Source organism: Nesterenkonia aerolata (assembly GCF_031470965.1).
GTDB lineage: Bacteria > Actinomycetota > Actinomycetes > Actinomycetales > Micrococcaceae > Nesterenkonia > Nesterenkonia aerolata.
In genome coordinates this window covers 1-17,178 of record NZ_JAVKGR010000014.1, presented here as the reverse complement: position 1 = coordinate 17,178, position 17,178 = coordinate 1, and the positions used below count along the sequence as shown (strand labels likewise).

General features: G+C 65.2%; 17 protein-coding genes. 9 read left to right on the top strand and 8 right to left on the bottom strand.

Annotated elements, in window-relative coordinates:
* Positions 1-4: 4 nt before the first annotated feature.
* Positions 5-943, bottom strand: a complete 939-nt coding sequence (gene kdgD / locus RIL96_RS10450) for a 5-dehydro-4-deoxyglucarate dehydratase (protein WP_310548966.1) — start codon at positions 941-943, stop codon at positions 5-7.
* A 123-nt stretch (positions 944-1,066) separates the two neighbouring features.
* Complete coding sequence (locus RIL96_RS10445; protein ID WP_310548965.1) at positions 1,067-1,957, bottom strand: LysR family transcriptional regulator; 891 nt, start codon at positions 1,955-1,957, stop codon at positions 1,067-1,069.
* Positions 1,958-2,123: 166 nt separating this feature from the next.
* Here RIL96_RS10445 and RIL96_RS10440 point away from each other — a divergent pair, with 166 nt between their 5' ends.
* The 6 genes from RIL96_RS10440 (at position 2,124) to RIL96_RS10415 (ending at position 8,556) form a co-directional block, all read left to right on the top strand.
* The gene (locus RIL96_RS10440) at positions 2,124-3,134 is read left to right on the top strand and encodes a Bug family tripartite tricarboxylate transporter substrate binding protein (RefSeq protein ID WP_310548964.1); all 1,011 of its coding nucleotides are present in this window, start codon (positions 2,124-2,126) and stop codon (positions 3,132-3,134) included.
* Positions 3,131-3,658, top strand: a complete 528-nt coding sequence (locus tag RIL96_RS10435; RefSeq protein ID WP_310548963.1) for a tripartite tricarboxylate transporter TctB family protein — start codon at positions 3,131-3,133, stop codon at positions 3,656-3,658. Before RIL96_RS10440 ends, RIL96_RS10435 begins: the two co-directional genes overlap by 4 nt.
* 38 nt (positions 3,659-3,696) lie before the next feature.
* Positions 3,697-5,217 (top strand): tripartite tricarboxylate transporter permease, encoded by a 1,521-nt coding sequence (locus tag RIL96_RS10430; protein ID WP_310548962.1) that lies wholly within the window; start codon positions 3,697-3,699, stop codon positions 5,215-5,217.
* A gap of 85 nt (positions 5,218-5,302) precedes the next feature.
* Complete coding sequence (locus RIL96_RS10425; protein ID WP_310548961.1) at positions 5,303-6,430, top strand: L-talarate/galactarate dehydratase; 1,128 nt, start codon at positions 5,303-5,305, stop codon at positions 6,428-6,430.
* Between the two features lie 92 nt (positions 6,431-6,522).
* Positions 6,523-7,674, top strand: a complete 1,152-nt coding sequence (locus RIL96_RS10420) for a glycerate kinase (RefSeq protein WP_310548960.1) — start codon at positions 6,523-6,525, stop codon at positions 7,672-7,674.
* Between the two features lie 48 nt (positions 7,675-7,722).
* Positions 7,723-8,556 (top strand): SDR family NAD(P)-dependent oxidoreductase, encoded by an 834-nt coding sequence (locus tag RIL96_RS10415; protein WP_310548959.1) that lies wholly within the window; start codon positions 7,723-7,725, stop codon positions 8,554-8,556.
* A gap of 33 nt (positions 8,557-8,589) precedes the next feature.
* Here RIL96_RS10415 and RIL96_RS10410 read toward each other — a convergent pair whose 3' ends face one another.
* Complete coding sequence (locus RIL96_RS10410; RefSeq protein ID WP_310548958.1) at positions 8,590-9,129, bottom strand: NADPH-dependent FMN reductase; 540 nt, start codon at positions 9,127-9,129, stop codon at positions 8,590-8,592.
* A gap of 167 nt (positions 9,130-9,296) precedes the next feature.
* Between RIL96_RS10410 and RIL96_RS10405 the strand changes: the two genes are divergently transcribed.
* Positions 9,297-9,539 carry a hypothetical protein gene (locus tag RIL96_RS10405; protein ID WP_310548957.1) on the top strand — a complete coding sequence of 81 codons (243 nt, stop codon included), beginning with the start codon at positions 9,297-9,299 and terminating at the stop codon, positions 9,537-9,539.
* 42 nt (positions 9,540-9,581) lie between these two features.
* On the opposite strand, the gene RIL96_RS10400 is transcribed toward RIL96_RS10405, so the two are convergent.
* The 3 genes from RIL96_RS10400 to RIL96_RS10390 all read right to left on the bottom strand — a co-directional run bounded on the left by RIL96_RS10400 (position 9,582) and on the right by RIL96_RS10390 (position 13,310).
* On the bottom strand, positions 9,582-10,001 hold the full coding sequence (locus RIL96_RS10400) for an organic hydroperoxide resistance protein (RefSeq protein WP_310548956.1): 420 nt from the start codon (positions 9,999-10,001) through the stop codon (positions 9,582-9,584).
* 193 nt (positions 10,002-10,194) lie between these two features.
* The gene (locus RIL96_RS10395) at positions 10,195-11,619 is read right to left on the bottom strand and encodes an amidohydrolase (protein ID WP_310548955.1); all 1,425 of its coding nucleotides are present in this window, start codon (positions 11,617-11,619) and stop codon (positions 10,195-10,197) included.
* An 89-nt stretch (positions 11,620-11,708) separates the two neighbouring features.
* On the bottom strand, positions 11,709-13,310 hold the full coding sequence (locus RIL96_RS10390; RefSeq protein WP_310548954.1) for an AbgT family transporter: 1,602 nt from the start codon (positions 13,308-13,310) through the stop codon (positions 11,709-11,711).
* Between the two features lie 151 nt (positions 13,311-13,461).
* Between RIL96_RS10390 and RIL96_RS10385 the strand changes: the two genes are divergently transcribed.
* Both RIL96_RS10385 and RIL96_RS10380 read left to right on the top strand, forming a co-directional pair.
* Positions 13,462-14,883: a galactokinase gene (locus RIL96_RS10385; protein ID WP_310548953.1), complete on the top strand. Its 1,422-nt coding sequence runs from the start codon at positions 13,462-13,464 to the stop codon at positions 14,881-14,883.
* A gap of 7 nt (positions 14,884-14,890) precedes the next feature.
* A complete protein-coding gene (locus tag RIL96_RS10380; RefSeq protein ID WP_310548952.1) occupies positions 14,891-15,682 on the top strand; it encodes a maleylpyruvate isomerase family mycothiol-dependent enzyme in 792 nt (263 codons plus the stop codon).
* A 5-nt stretch (positions 15,683-15,687) separates the two neighbouring features.
* On the opposite strand, the gene RIL96_RS10375 is transcribed toward RIL96_RS10380, so the two are convergent.
* The gene (locus tag RIL96_RS10375) at positions 15,688-16,104 is read right to left on the bottom strand and encodes a DUF4190 domain-containing protein (RefSeq protein ID WP_310548951.1); all 417 of its coding nucleotides are present in this window, start codon (positions 16,102-16,104) and stop codon (positions 15,688-15,690) included.
* A gap of 240 nt (positions 16,105-16,344) precedes the next feature.
* Complete coding sequence (locus tag RIL96_RS10370) at positions 16,345-16,947, bottom strand: hypothetical protein (RefSeq protein ID WP_310548950.1); 603 nt, start codon at positions 16,945-16,947, stop codon at positions 16,345-16,347.
* Positions 16,948-17,178 lie beyond the last annotated feature (231 nt).

The window sequence follows — 17,178 nt, the reverse complement described above, 5'->3', positions numbered from 1 at the left end:
CCGGTCAGACCGCCACGGGGCTGCTGGCCGGGGCCACAGTGCTGACCAGAGTGTTCAGCTGGGCCTGCTCCTCGTCGGTCAGGTCCTTCAGCGGCGGACGGACGGGGCCGGCATCGCGCCCGACGGCACGCAGGCCAGCCTTGACGATGGATACGCCGTAGCCGGCGCCGCGGTCACGGATATCCAGGTAGGGCAGGACGAAGCTGCTGAGCTTCTCCGCCACGGCGGCCTCGTCCTCGGCGCGCACCGCCCGGTAGAACTCGAGGGCGAACTCTGGCACGAAGTTGAACATGGCCGATGAGTAGGTGCTCATGCCCATCTTCAGCAGGGAGAGGGCGTAGGTCTCGGCCGTCGGCAGTCCCCCGAGGTAGAACAGCCGATCACCGTTGAGGCTGGTGACCCGGGCCAGGTGTTCAAAGTCGCCGATGCCGTCCTTGAAGCCGATCAGGTGCGGGTAGCGCTCGGCAAGACAGGCCACCGTCTCTGCACTGTAGACGGCGTTGGCGCGGTTGTAGAGGATCACGCTGAGATCAGTGGCCTCCAACACCGAGGCGACATGGGCGTAGAGGCCCTCCTGAGTGGTCTCGGTCAGGTAGGGAGGCATCAGCAGCAGACCGTCGGCGCCGGCCTCCTGGGCGGCACGCGCACCGGCCCGTGCCTGGGCGGTGTTTCCTGTGGCGGAGCCGAGCACGGGGACGCCCTTGCGGACAGTCTCCACCGCGATCTGGGTGACGCGGGCAGCTTCCTCCGGAGCCAAGGAGAATCCTTCGCCGGTGCCGCCGGCGACGAAGAGCCCCGCGACGTCGTGGCTGGACTGCCATTCCAGGTGGGTGCGCAGCGCCGACTCATCAACCTCGAGAGCGGCGTCGAAGGGGGTGACCGGGAAGGAGAGCAGGCCGTCGCGCAGAGTGTCGGCGAGCTCGCTGGGGGTGTATGTCGTCATATCGGCCTCTCAGGGTCGCAGTGCATCGCGCCGGCGGCGCTGGTTCACGATGTGACCGACGCTATAGACCGTCAACGATGCCTGTCCAAGCCTCTATTCACATGAATCGATACCTTTCATGCATCACCTATTCGGTCGCATCAGCTTCACGATGGGCAACACCACCTTGAGAGCCGGATTGGTCGAACCCCTAGACCACATCGCATGAAGTTGCACCACATCCGACGGGGACTCGACGAGAGGCAACAAAGTCACCTTCGGAAGGCCCAATCGCGCCGCCGAATCCGGCACAAGAGCACAACCATGCCCAGCTGCCACGAGAGTCATCATTGTCAGAACCTGACTGACGGTATGAGTCACTTGGTCTTCCCGAACGTCCAGTAGACCGACCACAAGATCACGGAAATACCGGGCATGCTCAGTGGAGTGCATAATCAATGGCTCACGACGCACCTCAGCTGCAGTGACCGGTTGACCGCGGCGAGCCAACGGATGCTCGTGGTGAAGCGCGACCACGAGAGCCTCCTGAAGCAGGGGCGAGGACACCGCGTCATCGTCAGGAAACGGCGGACGTGCCAGGCCCATATCGATTGCTCCGGTGCGCAGAGCTTCCATTTGCTGAGCAGTCACCATCTCACGGAGCTCAATACTCACACCTGGAGCACGCTCCTTCAGGGCCGAGAGCAGGCCACCCAGGATGCTGAACGATGAGGCGGCCGTGTACCCGAGCCGCAGCAACCCTTCTTGGCCTGCGTCAATGAGGCGTGCTCTCTGCGGTGCTCGATCGGCCCGATCGAGCAGCTGTCGGCACTCATCCAGAAATGCAGTTCCGGCGGCGGTCAAGGTCACGCCTCGCGAGCCTCTGATGAGCAGCCCCACGTCAAGAGCCTTCTCCAGCTTCTGCACCTGGCGGCTCAGCGGCGGTTGCGTCATATGCAGTCGCTCCGCGGCACGCCCGAAGTGAAGCTCCTCCGCTACCGCTACGAACGCCCGCGCCTGATCCAGTGTGAACATTACGCACCTTCCGTTGACACCAACTGCAGGTTCATACCCCAAGAGTATCGCTTCATACACTTTGAGGCTTAGACAGGTATCGCAAGACTTCTCTAGGCTCACTACCACCACTCACGCTGTGATTCCGTTCACAGTCGAGCTGTCATTCCGCACTCAAGGAGGAGTCATGCCCCGTCCCCACGCAACTCACCGCAAGTCATTACCGCTTGCCATGGTCGCCACTGCGGCACTGACCTTGTCAGCCTGCGGGGGCGTCACAGATGGCAGTGCCGACGATTCTGACTTCCCGAACGAGAACATCACGCTGACAGTCGGACAGGAGGCTGGTGGAAGCACCGACCTCATCGCTCGTGCCGTCGCAGATGGATCACAAGATGCACTCGGTGTCTCCATGACCGTCGAGAACCAGCCCGGCGCGAACGGCGCACTCGCCACTCAGGATGTCGCCTCTCAGGACCCCGACGGATACAACCTCGTGCTGCTCAATGCTTCGCTCATGAGCATCACGTCGCTGGTCGTCTCAGAAGACGAGGCTGTCGACTTTGAAGACCTCGACGTGGTCAAGGGCCTTTCCCAGGATGACTACGTCCTCATTGCCAACGCGGACAGTGACATCGAGACGATTGCCGACATGGTCGAGGCAGACCGCACAATCACCTACGGCACAGCCGGTGTGGGAACAGCAAGCCAGCTCGCGCAGGTGCTCCTTATGAATGAAGCAGAGATCGACGGAAACGAGGTCTCATTCGACAGCGGCGCCCCGGCCCTCACCGCGGTGATGGGTGACCAGGTCGAAGTAGCTACCGTTCAGGTCGGCGAGGCTATGCCGCAGATCGAGTCCGGCACAGTCCGCCCCATCGCCATTTTCGCCGACGAGCGCATTGAGTACCTTCCGGACACCCCGACCGCGACCGAAGAGGGCTACGACGTCCAGGTATCTCAGTACCGGGCGCTCGCAATGCCAGCAGGAGCCTCGGACGATGTGCTTCAGACACTGGAGGACGGAGTCGACGAGATCCAGGCCAGTGAGGCCTACCAGCAGTTCAATGAAGACAACTACCTCACGCCCGCGGAACTTTCCGGTGAGGAAGTCGTCGAAGAGTGGACATCGATGAAGGATCAGTATGAGCAGCTGATGGAAGAGAACGACATCGATCTCGGTGGGAACGACTCATGAGCAAGCTGGAAACCATCGAAGGCGATGACACCAGCACCAACCGTGACCATGAGGAGTCAACCGACCCAGCGAACTATGTACCTCCAGCTGCCGGAGCCGTGACCAATCTGGTCTGCGGAGTGTTCATCACCGTCGGCGGGATCTTCGTCGCGGTGGAGGCTTGGCGGTTAGGCCTTGGATCGTTAGGTGCACCACGGTCAGGAACCTGGCCAGCAGTCCTGTCAGTGTTACTTATGGCACTGGGACTGGCGATCGCCCTGCGCGCCAGGCACTTCCACGATGCCGAGAAGATCACCAGCAAAGCGATCGGAGTCGCCGTCGGAGCGGTTGCTCTCCTCGTGTCGACACAGTTGATGCCCCTCATCGGCTTCGAGATTCCAGCGTTTCTACTCATGGTCTTCTGGATGAGCGTCCTCGGGGGCGAGAAATACAGAATCTCCATCCCTGTAGGCCTGGCCGCTGTCCTCGCCACATATCTCATCTTCGTCACTGGGCTGAGCGTCCCACTTCCTCGACTGTTCTGAGCGCCAGCAACCTGTCGCTCTCCTGAAAGGCAGACACCATGGATTTCGCACCAATCATTGAGGGATTTGAGGTCGTCCTCCAACCGCAGAACCTCGTCTTCTGCTTCGTCGGTGTTCTCGTCGGCATGGTTATCGGGGTTTTGCCGGGTCTTGGTCCCGCCGCGACTATCGCAATCCTGCTGCCGCTGACCTACGGCATGGAACCGGTCACCGCCATCATCATGCTCGCCGGTATCTTCTACGGCGCGATCTATGGAGGCACCGTCACCGCGGTGCTGCTCAAACTGCCCGGTGAGACGAGCTCAGCGATCACCGTCATCGAGGGCTACCCGATGGGCCAGAAGGGAGAGGGCGGCAAGGCGATCGGAATCGGCGCCATCGCGTCTTTCCTGGGAGGCACCCTGGCGATCGTCGCACTGACATTCGTCGCCCCGATCGTTGGCCAGTGGGCGCTGCGTTTCGGCCCACCTGAATACGCCGCACTGGCGCTGCTGGGTATCCTGCTGGTGGCCACGATCAGCAACGGCACCATGTTGAAGTCCCTGGTCGCTGCCACATTGGGGCTCATGTTCGCCGTCGTCGGCCGGGATGCTTTCACCGGTGAACTGCGATACACCGGTGGAAACATGGATCTTGCCGACGGCTTGCAGTTCGTGCCGATCGCGATGGGTGTCTTCGGCCTCGCTGAGATTCTCTACGCTCTTGAGCGTCGTCATCTCGGTCAGCCCAAACCGATCAAGGTGGATAAGGTCCTCCCAACGGGTTCAGACCTCAAACAGTCAGCTGCCCCCATGGCTCGGGGCGGAGTTCTGGGGTTCGTCCTCGGAATCCTTCCCGGCGGTGGCGCCACCGTCTCCTCCATGGTCTCCTACGGCGTAGAGAAGCGTGTCGCCAAAGATCCCTCCCGGTTCGGCAAGGGTGCCATCGAGGGCATCGCCGGTCCAGAGACGGCAAACAACGCAGCAGCGACGTCATCGTTCATCCCCCTGCTCTCCCTCGGCATCCCGGCCAACGCCACGATGGCTGTCATGTTCGGTGCCCTGATGATCCAGGGCATCGCACCCGGACCCCAGCTGGTGGTGAACAGCCCTGAACTGTTCTGGGGCGTCATCAACTCGATGTACCTGGGCAACGTTGTGCTCCTGGTCCTCAGCATCCCGCTGATCGGCATCTTCGTGCGGATCCTCTACGTACGGTCGACGATCCTCGCCCCGATCACCATCCTCATCGTCTGCATGGGCGCCTTCACCGTTGCCAACCGTTTCTTCGAGGTCATGGTCGTCATCGTGTTCGGCATCCTCGGCTACCTGATGAAGAAGTTCGGCTTCGACCCGGCACCGCTGGTGCTCGCCTTCGTGCTCGGCTCGCTTCTGGAGGACAACTTCCGGCGCAGCCTGATGATGTTCCAGGGGGACCTCTCGATGGTGACTGAGCGTCCCATCGCTCTGAGCATCCTGATCCTCTTCGTACTGGTGATCATTGTCCCCGTCGTGCTGAAGATCGTCGCCGCACGCCGCGGCACCCGCACCGAGGATCTCATCGGCATCGGGCCCAACTGACAAGCCTCGACTGACCGATTCCCCCTGAGCAACACCGATCATCTCCGCTCACCCCACACCTGACATCCGATACCTGAGGAGCCCCATGTCCCGTGATGCCATCCGATCCGTGAAGCTGTCCTCGATCACCCTGCCGCTGGAGGTGCCCATCTCCGACGCGAAGGTCTTCACCGGTCGGCAGCGTCCGATGACCGAGGTGGTCTTCCTCTTCGCCGAGATCACCACCGAACAGGGGTTCGAGGGAATCGGCTTCACCTACTCGAAGCGGGCCGGTGGGCCGGCCCAGTATCGGCACGCGCAGGAAGTCGCCGACGGGCTCATCGGAGAGGACCCGAATGATATTGCTCGGCTCCTGGTCAAGCTCCAGTGGGCCGGTGCCTCCGTCGGCCGCAGCGGGCTGGCCACCCAGGCGCTGGCGGCGATCGACGTCGCACTCTACGATCTCAAGGCCAAGCGCGCCGGTCTGCCCTTGGCGAAGCTGCTGGGCGCCCACCGGGATTCGGTGCGCACCTACAACACCTCGGGAGGGTTTCTCAACGCCTCTCTGGAGGAGGTCCAGGAGCGGGCCTCACAGTCCGTGGCCGAGGGCATCGGCGGGATCAAGGTGAAGGTGGGGCTGCCCGACGGCGCCGAGGACGTCCGGCGTGTGGCGGGAGTCCGCGAAACCATCGGCGACGATATGCCCCTGATGGTGGACGCGAACCAGCAGTGGGACCGCAGCACTGCGCTGCGGATGGGCCGACGTCTTGAGGAGTTCGATCTCACCTGGATCGAGGAACCGCTGGACGCCTACGACGTCGAGGGTCATGCCCGTCTGACCCGGACGCTGGACACTCCCATCGCCACAGGAGAGATGCTGGCCTCTGTGGCCGAGCACGAGCGGCTGATCGCCGGAGACGCCTGTGACATCATCCAACCCGATGCGCCGCGCGTCGGCGGGATCACCCAGTTCCTGCGGCTGATGACTTTCGCCGATCAGAAGGGATTGGACCTGGCTCCGCACTTCGCCATGGAGATCCACCTGCACCTGGCGGCCTGCTACCCGCGCGAACCGTGGGTGGAGCACTTCGACTGGCTGAATCCTCTGTTCGAACAGCGCCTGGAGACCCGTGACGGCCGGATGCTGATCCCCGAACGCCCGGGGCTGGGCATCACCCTGAGCGAGCAGGCCCGGCAGTGGACGACGGAGTCGGTGACGCTTGGGACCCGGTGAGTACTCACTCAGCCGCCCCACCGGCACCCATAGGCCACGCGAATACCACTGAAACGTTCCGCGGCACCGGGCTCCGCCTCTAGGATGCGGCTATGACCCTCTCACCGCGCATCGTCTGCTGTCCGGACTCGTTCAAAGGTTCTGTCTCTGCGCCGGAGGCCGCGGCCGCGCTGGCTCGTGGGGCGCGGCAGGCCCTTCCCCAGGCGGCGGTCCTCGAGCTCCCGTTCGCCGACGGCGGCGAGGGCACCCTCGATGCACTGCTCGCCGTGTGGGGCACACGGGCCGAAACTATCGAGACCGTGGATGCGCTGGCACGGCCCGCCCTCGCACGGTGCGGCCGCTCCCCTGACGGGCGCACCGCGGTGATCGAGGCCGCGCAGGCCAACGGGCTGCCCCAGGTCTCCGACCTCGCACCGCAGCCGCAGCGCGCGGACACCTACGGGGTCGGCCTGATCGCCCGTCACCTGCTGGAGAGGCCCACGCCCCCGGCCGAGATCCTGGTGTGCCTGGGCGGCTCGGCCACCACGGACGGGGGTACCGGCATCCTGAACGCTCTGGGGGCCCGTTTCCTCGACGACGCCGGCGCACCGGTCACCCCCGGCGGGGCCGGGCTGGCCGCGATCTCCAGGGTCGATCTCACCGGGCTGCTCCCGGCAGCCCACCAGGTGCGCTGGCGGCTGGCCGTCGATGTGGAGAATCCACTCACCGGACCTCAGGGCGCAGCCGCCGTCTTCGGGCCGCAGAAGGGTGCCGACGATGCCGACGTCGCCGCTCTGGACGCTGGGCTCTGGCATCTGGCCGAGGTGCTTGCCGCACATACAGAAGATTCCGGGGACGCACTCCGCAGCCGCGTCGGCTTCGGCGCAGCCGGGGGCATCCCCGTCACTCTGGTAACACTTCTCGGCGCTGAGGTGGTGCCCGGTGCCCGCATGGTGGCTGATGCCGTCGGACTGCGTGAGGCTCTGGCCGGCACCGATATCGTCCTCACCGGTGAGGGCAGCCTGGACTCGCAATCCCTGGACGGCAAAGTCGTCGCCGCCGTGAAGGAGCAGGCACCGCAGGGTGCCGCCGTCGTGGTGATCGCAGGTACCGTGAGACTGAGCCCGCGCGAGTGCCGGGACGCAGGCCTGACCGCTGCCCTGTCCCTCGCACCGGGTCCGGCTGAGCTGGGGGAACTCCTCCAGCGCGCCGCACAGCTGTTCGAAGACGCCGCCGCCCACGCCTGCGCGCTGCTCGCCCGATGAGGGGCACCGCCGGGGGTACGGCGGCCGGGGCACGAGAGGGAGCATCCGATGGACATCTCAGGACGCACATTCGTCATCACCGGTGCAGGAGCCGGAATCGGGCAGCACACGGCCTTGGAGGTCCTCCGCCGTGGGGGTCGGGTCGCCGGCATCGACCTCCGCTCGGAGGGGCTGGAGGAGACTCAGCATCTGGCGAGCACGGAGAACCCCGATTTCGGGGCGCTGTTCACCGCACACCCCATCGACATCACCGACCGCGCCTCAGTGCTCGCTCTGCCCGAGCAGATCCGCCAGCAGCACGGCGGTATTGACGGCCTGATCAATGTGGCAGGGATCATCCAGCCCTTCGTCCACGTCTCTGATCTGGACTTCACCGACATGGAGCGGGTCTTCGCCGTGAACTTCTGGGGCACGGTGAATACGGTCAAGGCGTTCCTGCCGGAGCTCAAGCGCCGCCCGGTGTCCGCGCTGGTGAACGTCTCATCGATGGGCTCGATCCTGCCGGTGCCGGGGCAGGCCTTCTACGGCGCTTCGAAGGCGGCGGTCAACCTCTTCACCGAGGGACTCTACGCGGAGCTGCAGGGCAGCCCGGTTCGGGTGACCACCGTCTTCCCGGGGGCGATCGCCACGAACATCAGTGACAATTCCGGGGTCGACCGCACCGCGGGCCAGGAGGCTCCTGACATCGGTGCCGGGGCAGACCGTCCGGAGACCTCGACCACGTCACCGCAGGAGGCAGGGCGGCTGATCGTCGATGCGGTGGAGAAGGGTTCCTTCCGTCTGCACATCGGCAAGGACGCCAAGGCCTTCCGGGCGCTGAGCACCGTCACCCCGAAGCGGGCCATCCGGGTGATCGCTGAGAAGATGAAGGAACTCGTCTGAGGGATTCGCGGAGGGGGTGCTGCTGAGCTCGGCTCAGCCCGCGCGGACGAAGTCGACGAATGCGGCGATGAACTTCCGTGCCCGCTCAGTGGTCTGCGCATCGGCGGTGCCGTCCTCGGCGAAGACATCCCCCGCCCCGCCGACGGCGAGGTTCGGCGAACCCATGAACCGCACACCGAGCATCGGCAGGAACTGACGCAGCTGAGACTGACTGCTGATGGTGCCGAACCGGCCCGGTGAAGTACCCGCGATCGTCACCGGCATCCCGCCCAGAACGGAGGTGCCGCCGGGGCGGGTGAGGATGTCGACGGCGTTCTTCACCGCGGCGGGGAAGGACTGGTTGTGCTCCGGGGTGACGATGAGCAGGCCGTCCACCGCCGAGGCACGATCCTTGAAATCCTGCATAACCTGCGGGAAGTCCTCATCCAGATGACGGCCGTAGAGCGGCAGCTCACGGATGTCCAGATCCACCATCTGTGTGTCCTCCGGTGCCTGCGCCACCAGGGTACGGGCCAGCTTCTGGTTCACCGAGCCCTCAGCCCAGCTGCCCACGATGTAGCCGATCGTCGTCATACCTGTCCTTCCCTCAATGTCTCTTCCCTCAATGCCTTCAGGTGCCTCAGGACCCCTCTGTGTCCGCCCAGCACCTGACCAGTGCCCGCGCCCAGACTAGCCGCTCGGCCGCACCAGATGAGGTGGAGCACCAGCAAGCTCTCATCAGATTCTCATCCGCACAGGACATGCTGGACCCTATGCTGCGTCGTGGAGTAGCTGTGGTGATGGTGCTGGCCCTCGTGGTCGGCGCCCTCGTGCTGGGCATCTGGGCCTACCGGGCCGCCACAGAACCCGCGCCCCTGCATGATGGCTCCGAGGACACCATCCAGGAGCCAGAGAACTCGACATCCGACGACGGCGGCCGGCCCGGCGGGAACGATTCTCCCCGCAGACCGGCCGCACCGAACCCGGCCCCGCAGCACCCCTGAAGGCGAGACCCCTCACTAGAGGATGCGAGGCTTCACCGGGCCTCAGTCGTCAGTGACGACGACCTCGACGTCGATGTTGCCCCGGGTGGCCTTCGAGTAGGGGCACACCTGGTGGGCCTTGTCCGCCAGCTCCTGTGCCTGGTCCTGCGGTAGGTTCGGCACGACCACCTCGAGGGTGACCGCCAGCCCGAGGCCGTCCTCACCCTTGCCGATGCTGACCTTCGCACCCACGGAGGAGTCCCCGACGTCCTTGCCGTCCTCACGGGCCACCAGCTGCAGGGCACCGTGGAAGCAGGCGGCGTAGCCGGAGGCGAAGAGCTGCTCCGGGTTGGAGCCCTGGCCGCTGCCGCCCATGGACTGCGGGGCGGCGAGGTCGAGGTCGATGCGGGCGTCGTCAGTGCGCACGTGGCCGTCGCGGCCGGAGCCGCTGGCGATGGCTTCTGCGGTGTACAGGGTCTCCATACTGTCCTCCTTCGGGCCCGCTTCCGGGCCGTGACGATTCCAGGGATCCACGGATCGGAATACCCCAGCCTCACCAGCTCAACACATCACCGAGGGCTTGGCCAGAGGCGTCAGCAGCAGATCGCCACGCCCTGAGCTGAATCCTTCGATGACGGCACCATCCCGCGGGAAACCTCATCCCGCGAATATCCCCTCAGCCGAAGAACCCGGGCACGTCCACTACTCCCCCAGCCTGCTCGAACTCCTCCCGCACCCGCGCGGCCAGCGCGTCATCGATGAGGAAGTCCACCGCGGCGGCTGCCAGCCCATAGGCACCATCGACGGCGGCCTGCTCGGCTGCCTGGGAGCCCGCCGCCGCTCGGAAGGCCTCAGTGTGCAGGGCGACATCGGAATCAGCGATCTTCAGCAGCGGATGGATCCCCGGCACCCGGTAGCTGACATTGCCGAAATCGGTGGACGCCGCCACTGTCTCCGGCACCACACCGGCCGGCAGCGGCGCCCGCCCGCGGCGGGACTGTGCGGCAACCCACCGGTCAGTCAACGCGGTATTCGTGCGCACCGGCAGGCTGGGCGGGTCCTCGTCCCAGGTCAGGCTCAGATCCGTGCCCGTCATCAATGACGCCCCCTGCAGGATGTCCTCCACCCGCTGGGACAGTTCGCGCAGGCTCTCCGGATACTTCGAGCGCACGTAGAGGTCCATCGCGGCGTGGTCCGGGATGATCGAGGCCCGCTGGCCACCCTCGGTGATCACCGCGTGGATACGATCCACCGGGAGCATCTGCTGCCGCAGCAGTCCGATGCCCTGATACGCCAGGGAGGCGGCATCCAGTGCATTGCGGCCCTGGAACGGCTGGGCGGAGGCATGGGCGGAACGTCCGGAGAACTCCGCGGTGAGCACACGGCGCCCCAACCACACCTGATCCGCCAGGTCATATCCGTAAGGGTGGAGCATGATGGCGGCATCGGCGCCGTCGAAGGCCCCGGCACGGGCCATGTACTCCTTACCCGTGCGGCCCTCCTCCGCCGGAGTGCCCAAGAACACCACACGGCCCTGGAAGGCGGACGGGGCTTCGCTCAGCAACACCGCCAGTGCGACGGCGGCGCCGGCCCCGGTGGCGGCGATGACGTTATGCCCGCACCCGTGGCCCAGGTCGACCAGGGCGTCATATTCGGCGAGCACGGCGATCGTCCGATGCCTCTGCGGGTCGTAATCGGCGCTGGTGATCTCCGCGTGCACCGCGGTCTCCAGGCCGAAGGCGCCGACGTCGGCGTCGATCCCGTGCCGGCGCAGCAGCTCGGCGACGGCGGCCGCGGAACGGTGCTCCTCGAAGGCGATCTCCGGGTGCTGATGCAGGCTGTGCAGCAGCGCTGTGAGCTCCTCGCGCAGTGAATCGACGATGTCCTCTAACCGCCCGTGGATCTGCTCGTCGGCGTGGTTCCCGGGTTGCGCCGAGTGCCGCGGTGAGTGCTGTGCCGAGCGCTGCCCCGCCTCACGGCCCATCGCTCCCCGCTCCGCCCGGGCCGCCTGTGCCCGGGCGTGGGTGTCCCGGTCCAGCTGCGTGAGGTAGAAGTCAGACGGTTCGGTGAAGTTCTCGTAGTCTCGGCGCACTGTGCTCATATCCATCCTTCGTTCTCATCGCTGACTGGTGATCGTGTCTCATCATTCCGGCTCATCAGTCCGGCTCATCAGTCCGGGCCCGCGTCGCGCTACTCCAGATACACCGGCACTCCGGGGCCGAAGGGGATGCCGAGGAAGAAGAACACATAGAGCACGATGTTGAACGCGATGAAGAATCCCACCGCATAGGGCAGCATCAGCGAAATATATGTGCCGATGCCGGCCTTCTTGTCGTACTTCTGCATATAGGCCAGGATCACCGGCATGAACGGGAACAGCGGAGTGACGATGTTCGTCGAGGAATCCCCGATCCGGTAGGCCGCCTGGATGAAACCGGGGTGGTAGCCCAACTGCATCAGCATCGGGACGAAGATCGGTGCCTGCAGGGCCCACTGCGCGGACCCGGAGGTGATCAGTAGGTTCAGCAGCACCGTGAACAGGCTGTAGGTGAGGATCAGCAGCACCCCGGTGAACCCGACCCGCTCCAAGAACTCCGCACCGGAGACGGCCACCCACAGCCCGAGATTGGACCAGTTGAAGTACTCGATGAACTGGGCGATGGCAAACACCATCACGATATAGGTGCCCATCGTCGCCATCGCTGCGGCCATATGCTTCGAGACGTCACCGGTGTTCTTGATCTTGCCCACGATGATCCCGTATGTCACACCGATCACGATGAAGAAGATGAGGATCAGCGGGACGATGCCGTCCATGAACGGTGACTCGATGACGGCGCCGTCCTCGCCCTGCAGCGGACTGCCGGGGATCAGCACCGCCACGGCGATCAGCGCCACGTAGAGCAGCCCGGCACCGGTGGCCAGCAGGAACCCTTTGTGCTCACGCCGAGTGGGGGCGCGGTCATCCTCCAGCTCGACGGCGTCGCCGTCGTAGGTGCCCAGGCGGCGCTCGGTGATCCGCGTAGTGATCAGCCCGCCGACGAGCGTCAGGACGAACACGCAGACGATGTTGAAGTACCAGTTCGCCACTGGGCTGACCGTGACCGAGTCATCGACGATGCGCGCCGCCTCGGTGGTGATACCGGCTAACAGAGCATCAGTGCCGGCCACCATGAGGTTCGCCGTGAATCCCGCCCCGGCCCCGGCGAAACCGGCGACGAGCCCGGCGATCGGGTGGCGGCCGATCTTATAGAACGCCATCGCCATCAGCGGCGGGATGAGCACCATGGCGGCATCGGAGGCGATGTTGCCCATGATTCCGACGAAGACCGCCATATACGGCAGCAGGTATCCGGGCACCCGGCTGACGCTCTTGCGGATGGCGTAATCCAGGTAGCCGACCTGCTCCACCAGCCCGATGCCCAGCATGATCCCCAGCACCAGGCCCAGGGGGGCGAAGCCGGTGAAGTTCTCCAGCATCGAGGTGAGCATGAACTGGATGCCCTCGCCGGAGAGCAGGCTGCGGACCGCCTCATCATCGCCGGTCTGCGGGTGCTCCGCACTGGCGCCCAGGGCGTTTGCCACCGCGGAGAGCCCGATGACGATCAGGGCAAGGACGACGAACAGGACGAACGGATCTGGGAGCTTGTTCCCCAGCCGCTCGATCATGTCGAAGACCCGCGAGGTCTGCGTCTTCTGGGATGCCTTCTCGGAGGTCTTCTGGGTTGTCTTCTGGCTTGTCTCGTGGGACGTCGCCCCAGGTGTTGCTTTGTCTGCGCGCTTCTTCGCCACAGCAGCCCCCTACAGTTGCCTGCGGCCGCGTGCCGGGCCGCCGGTGCGTGGCTCCATCATGGCCGACGATGGTCCGTAGACCTGACCACGACACAGCACGGGCACTTCCGGATTCCGCTGTAGTCCCCGAAAGGGGCAGAATTGGGACATTATGCAGTTCTCCGACGTCGACCGGCTCTCCCCCGGCGATCCCCAGCAGATCGCCGCGGATCTGTATGCCCGGTTCCTTGAGGTCTTCGGCCGGGAGGCCGACGGGGTCTGGTTCGCGCCCGGGCGGGCGAACATCAACGGAGAACACATCGATTTCCACTCCGGGCGCTGTCTGCCGATGGCGCTGAGCCACGGCACCTATGCCGCCGCGGCAGCCCGCGACGACGGCATCCTGCGCCTGCGGACCCTGGACCCCGCGCTCGACGACGGCGTCCACACCATCCGGCTCTGCGATGTGGCCCCTGAGGGCGCCCCGAACAGAGTCACAGACGGCGGATCCTGCACGCTCGAGGCCGCCCCGAGCTGGACCCGGTACGTCGCCGGCACCGCCTGGGCGCTGGCAGCACTCGGGCGGGAGCATCCGGAACTGGCCCCGGCGGAGGGGTTCGGCGCGGATCTGCTGATCGTCTCCACTCTGCCGATCGGCGGTGGGCTGTCCTCCTCGGCGGCTCTGGAGTGCGCCACCGCTCTGGCCGTCATCGCGCTGGGTACACCGCTGGGTGCGCAGCACGGCGGTGCCACCTTGGACGCCGCGCTGACCGATGAGCTGCGGGCGAAGGTGGCATCGGCTTGTATGCGCGCTGAAGTGGAGATCGTCGGCGCCGGGACCGGTGGGTTGGATCAGACGGTGAGCCTGCGCGGGCTTGCCGGGGATGTGCTGTCCTTGGACTGCCGGGACTTCTCCGTGGACTGGCTGCCTGCTCAGCGGCTGTTGGAGGATTTCGTGTTCCTCGCGGTGGATACGCGGCAGGCGCATTGGCTCGGCGACGGCCAGTTCGACGACCGCCGCGCCGATTCGGAGGCCGCCGCCGACGTGCTCGGTGTGGAACAGCTGCGGTATGCGCTCTCCGCCCAGGCGTGTGCAGCAGATGTGCCGAGAGTGTTGGCACTTTTCGATGGACGGACCGCCGGTTTGCCGCAGGTGGCCGGACGGCCGCGGGCCGCGGTGCGGCGTCGACTGCGCCATGCACTGACTGAGATGGTGCGCTCCGAGGAGCTCGCGGAGATCCTCGCGGACAAGGCCTCGGACGCCCACGTCGCCGCCGAGGATGTGGCCGGGATGATCGGGCAGATCATGTACGACGGTCACGCCTCGATGCGGGATCTGGCGGAGGTCTCCTTCCCCGCCGCCAACACGATCGTCGAGGCCGCCGTGCGTCACGGGGCACCTGGTGGTCGGCTGATCGGCGGGGGCTTCGGCGGCTCCGTGCTGCTGCTCTCCCGCCGCGATGACGTGGCCGCGCTGGAGGCGGCGGTGGCGCGCGCCTGTGCCGAGGCCGGGCATCGACGGCCCCGGTTCCTGGAGGTTGCGCCGTCGGCGGGGGCGCGAACGGTGGCGCTGCCGAGCGTGGCCGTCCGATGATGGCCGTATGGGAGACTCCGCAGAACACACATCACAGACCACCACTCAGGGCACCCCTCGGGGCACCGGGCAGAAGACTGAGGTAACTACGGAGGGCATCAGGGCGGACCGCGCCCTGGTCCGGGACGCCACTGCCCGCTGGCGCGAGCTGGTGGATTCCTTAGACGAGGCAGCTCTCGATGCGCCGAGCCGTGCGGCCATGTGGACCCGCCGGCATGTGATCGCGCATATGGCGTTCAACGCGCAGGCGCTGAGCAGGCTGGCGGACTGGGCGCGGACCGGCGTCGAGAATCCTATGTACGCCTCTCACCGGGCCCGCGATGAGGAGATTGAGGCCGGTGCCCGCCTAGATGGTGACCAGTTGCGCCGCCTCGACCGGCAGACGGCGGAGGCGCTGGAGGCCGACTGGGATGAGATGCCAGCGGAGAAGTGGGCCGCGGAGGTCAAGACCCGGCAGGGGGTGGTGATCACGCTCTTCAGCACGCTGTGGATGCGCAGTCGTGAGCTCTGGGTTCATGCCGTGGACCTCGATGCCGGGTTCGGCATCGCGGACCTGCCGGAGCCTGTTCTCGAGCGGCTCGCCGTCGATGTCCTGGGTTCGCTGGGTGACCGGGACGCAGATCTCAGCTATCGGATCAGCGTCGACGGCCAGCCGGATTGGGACACCACGACCGGCAGCTCGGGCGCGGAGACCGTGGAGATCCGCGGGCCGCTGTGGGCCGTGGTGACCTGGGCTGCCGGTCGTGGTGGTCAGGGGCTGAGCGAGGGTGCCGAGCACCCGGCCCCGCACTGGCTATAAACCAGTCAGTCGATCACGACGACACCGGACTCCTGCTCGATCTGCTCGAGCTCATTCATGATCTCGTCGCCGAAGAGCGCGACACCGATGACCGTGATCGCCACCAGGACAAGCCCGACCGCACCGGTAATGATCCCGGCGATACCCATACCGCGGCCCTGACGCTTCTTGACCGCGATGATCCCGAGGATGAGCGCCAGAGGCGCCAAGATGAAGCTCAGCAGGCTGATGAAGGGGATGAAGAACAGTACGATCCCGGCGATCCCGCATACCATCGCCGCGACGCCCAGGCCCTGGGACTTGCGGGGTGGCTGCGCATCACCCGGGTAGACGGGCGGTGCGGCGTCGTAGCCGTGTTGTGGCTGGCCGTACTGCGGCTGGTTTCCGCCGTGCTGCCGTTCGGGGTGGGGACTCTCTGACATGGTTCGTCTCCTGACGTGTATGTAGGGGTGACGCGCGTGTGACTCTATCTCCCCGAGCGGTGCCCCTGCACCCATTGACGCGCCCATCAGGACTCACGAGCTCATCATGACCTACTGATCCGCTGATCCGAGCGGCCGTCGCTCGACCACGATGACGAAGATGCTCATGATGCGGCAGGAGCGGCAAAGAACCGGGGACGGTTCTCAATCCACTCGTTGGGTTCGTCACGTATCAGGCGTCTAATCCATTGCCTCGTATGCCTCACGAAGTGTTTCCTCTGCGGAACAGGGCGTGGTGTATACCAGCCGGACGGAGTCATCACTGCGGTACACCGTCAAACCTCGTCCGCCTTCCAGCGAACCACTGAGAGAAACCAAATTCTCAGAGAATCTCACCTCACCCAATTCCCCGACGTTATCGAAGCCTAACTGTTCAGCGGATTCTCGGGTCGTACGCTCAAAATCCTCCACAGTGAGACCTTCATGGGATGCGGTGACATGCACTGCGGTATTGAACATCGTCTGCGAATAACATGGACGAGGACCAAACTCGTTCCTATATTCTTCAGTGCTCCACGTTTCACCGTTATCCATGAAGAACTCTTTACCGAAGGCTTCAGAGAACGTGGTGGCGACAAGATCCAGCTCAGCGAGCTGACTGTCATAATCATCCGAAGCCCCCACATCGATCTCCCCCTCCGGCGTCCCCATACACCCGGTGAGCATGATGACCAACAGAAAACCAGCGAAGCCTCGAACACCCTTCATCGCGTAAGTCACCATAACTGCATCACGACATTCGGAAGAGAACAGAACCACTTCACTGCCGCGTGAAGTCTCCAAGTACCTCCCCGGTGGCCGAGCCCTCTACCCCGAGGTCTGTCCTGCTTCCCATGTCCCTGACGCCCCACAGGCCCAGGGACTTCGCCCGGCCTTGAACCGCACTCACAACAACTCACCCTCACCCAATGCCCCATGCGATCCGTTCAGCAGCTATCACAATTATCGGGCGCTCCAGGGCAATACTGATAAAGTGGACACCGGCCACCGCCTGAGGAACCCGGCACCAACCTG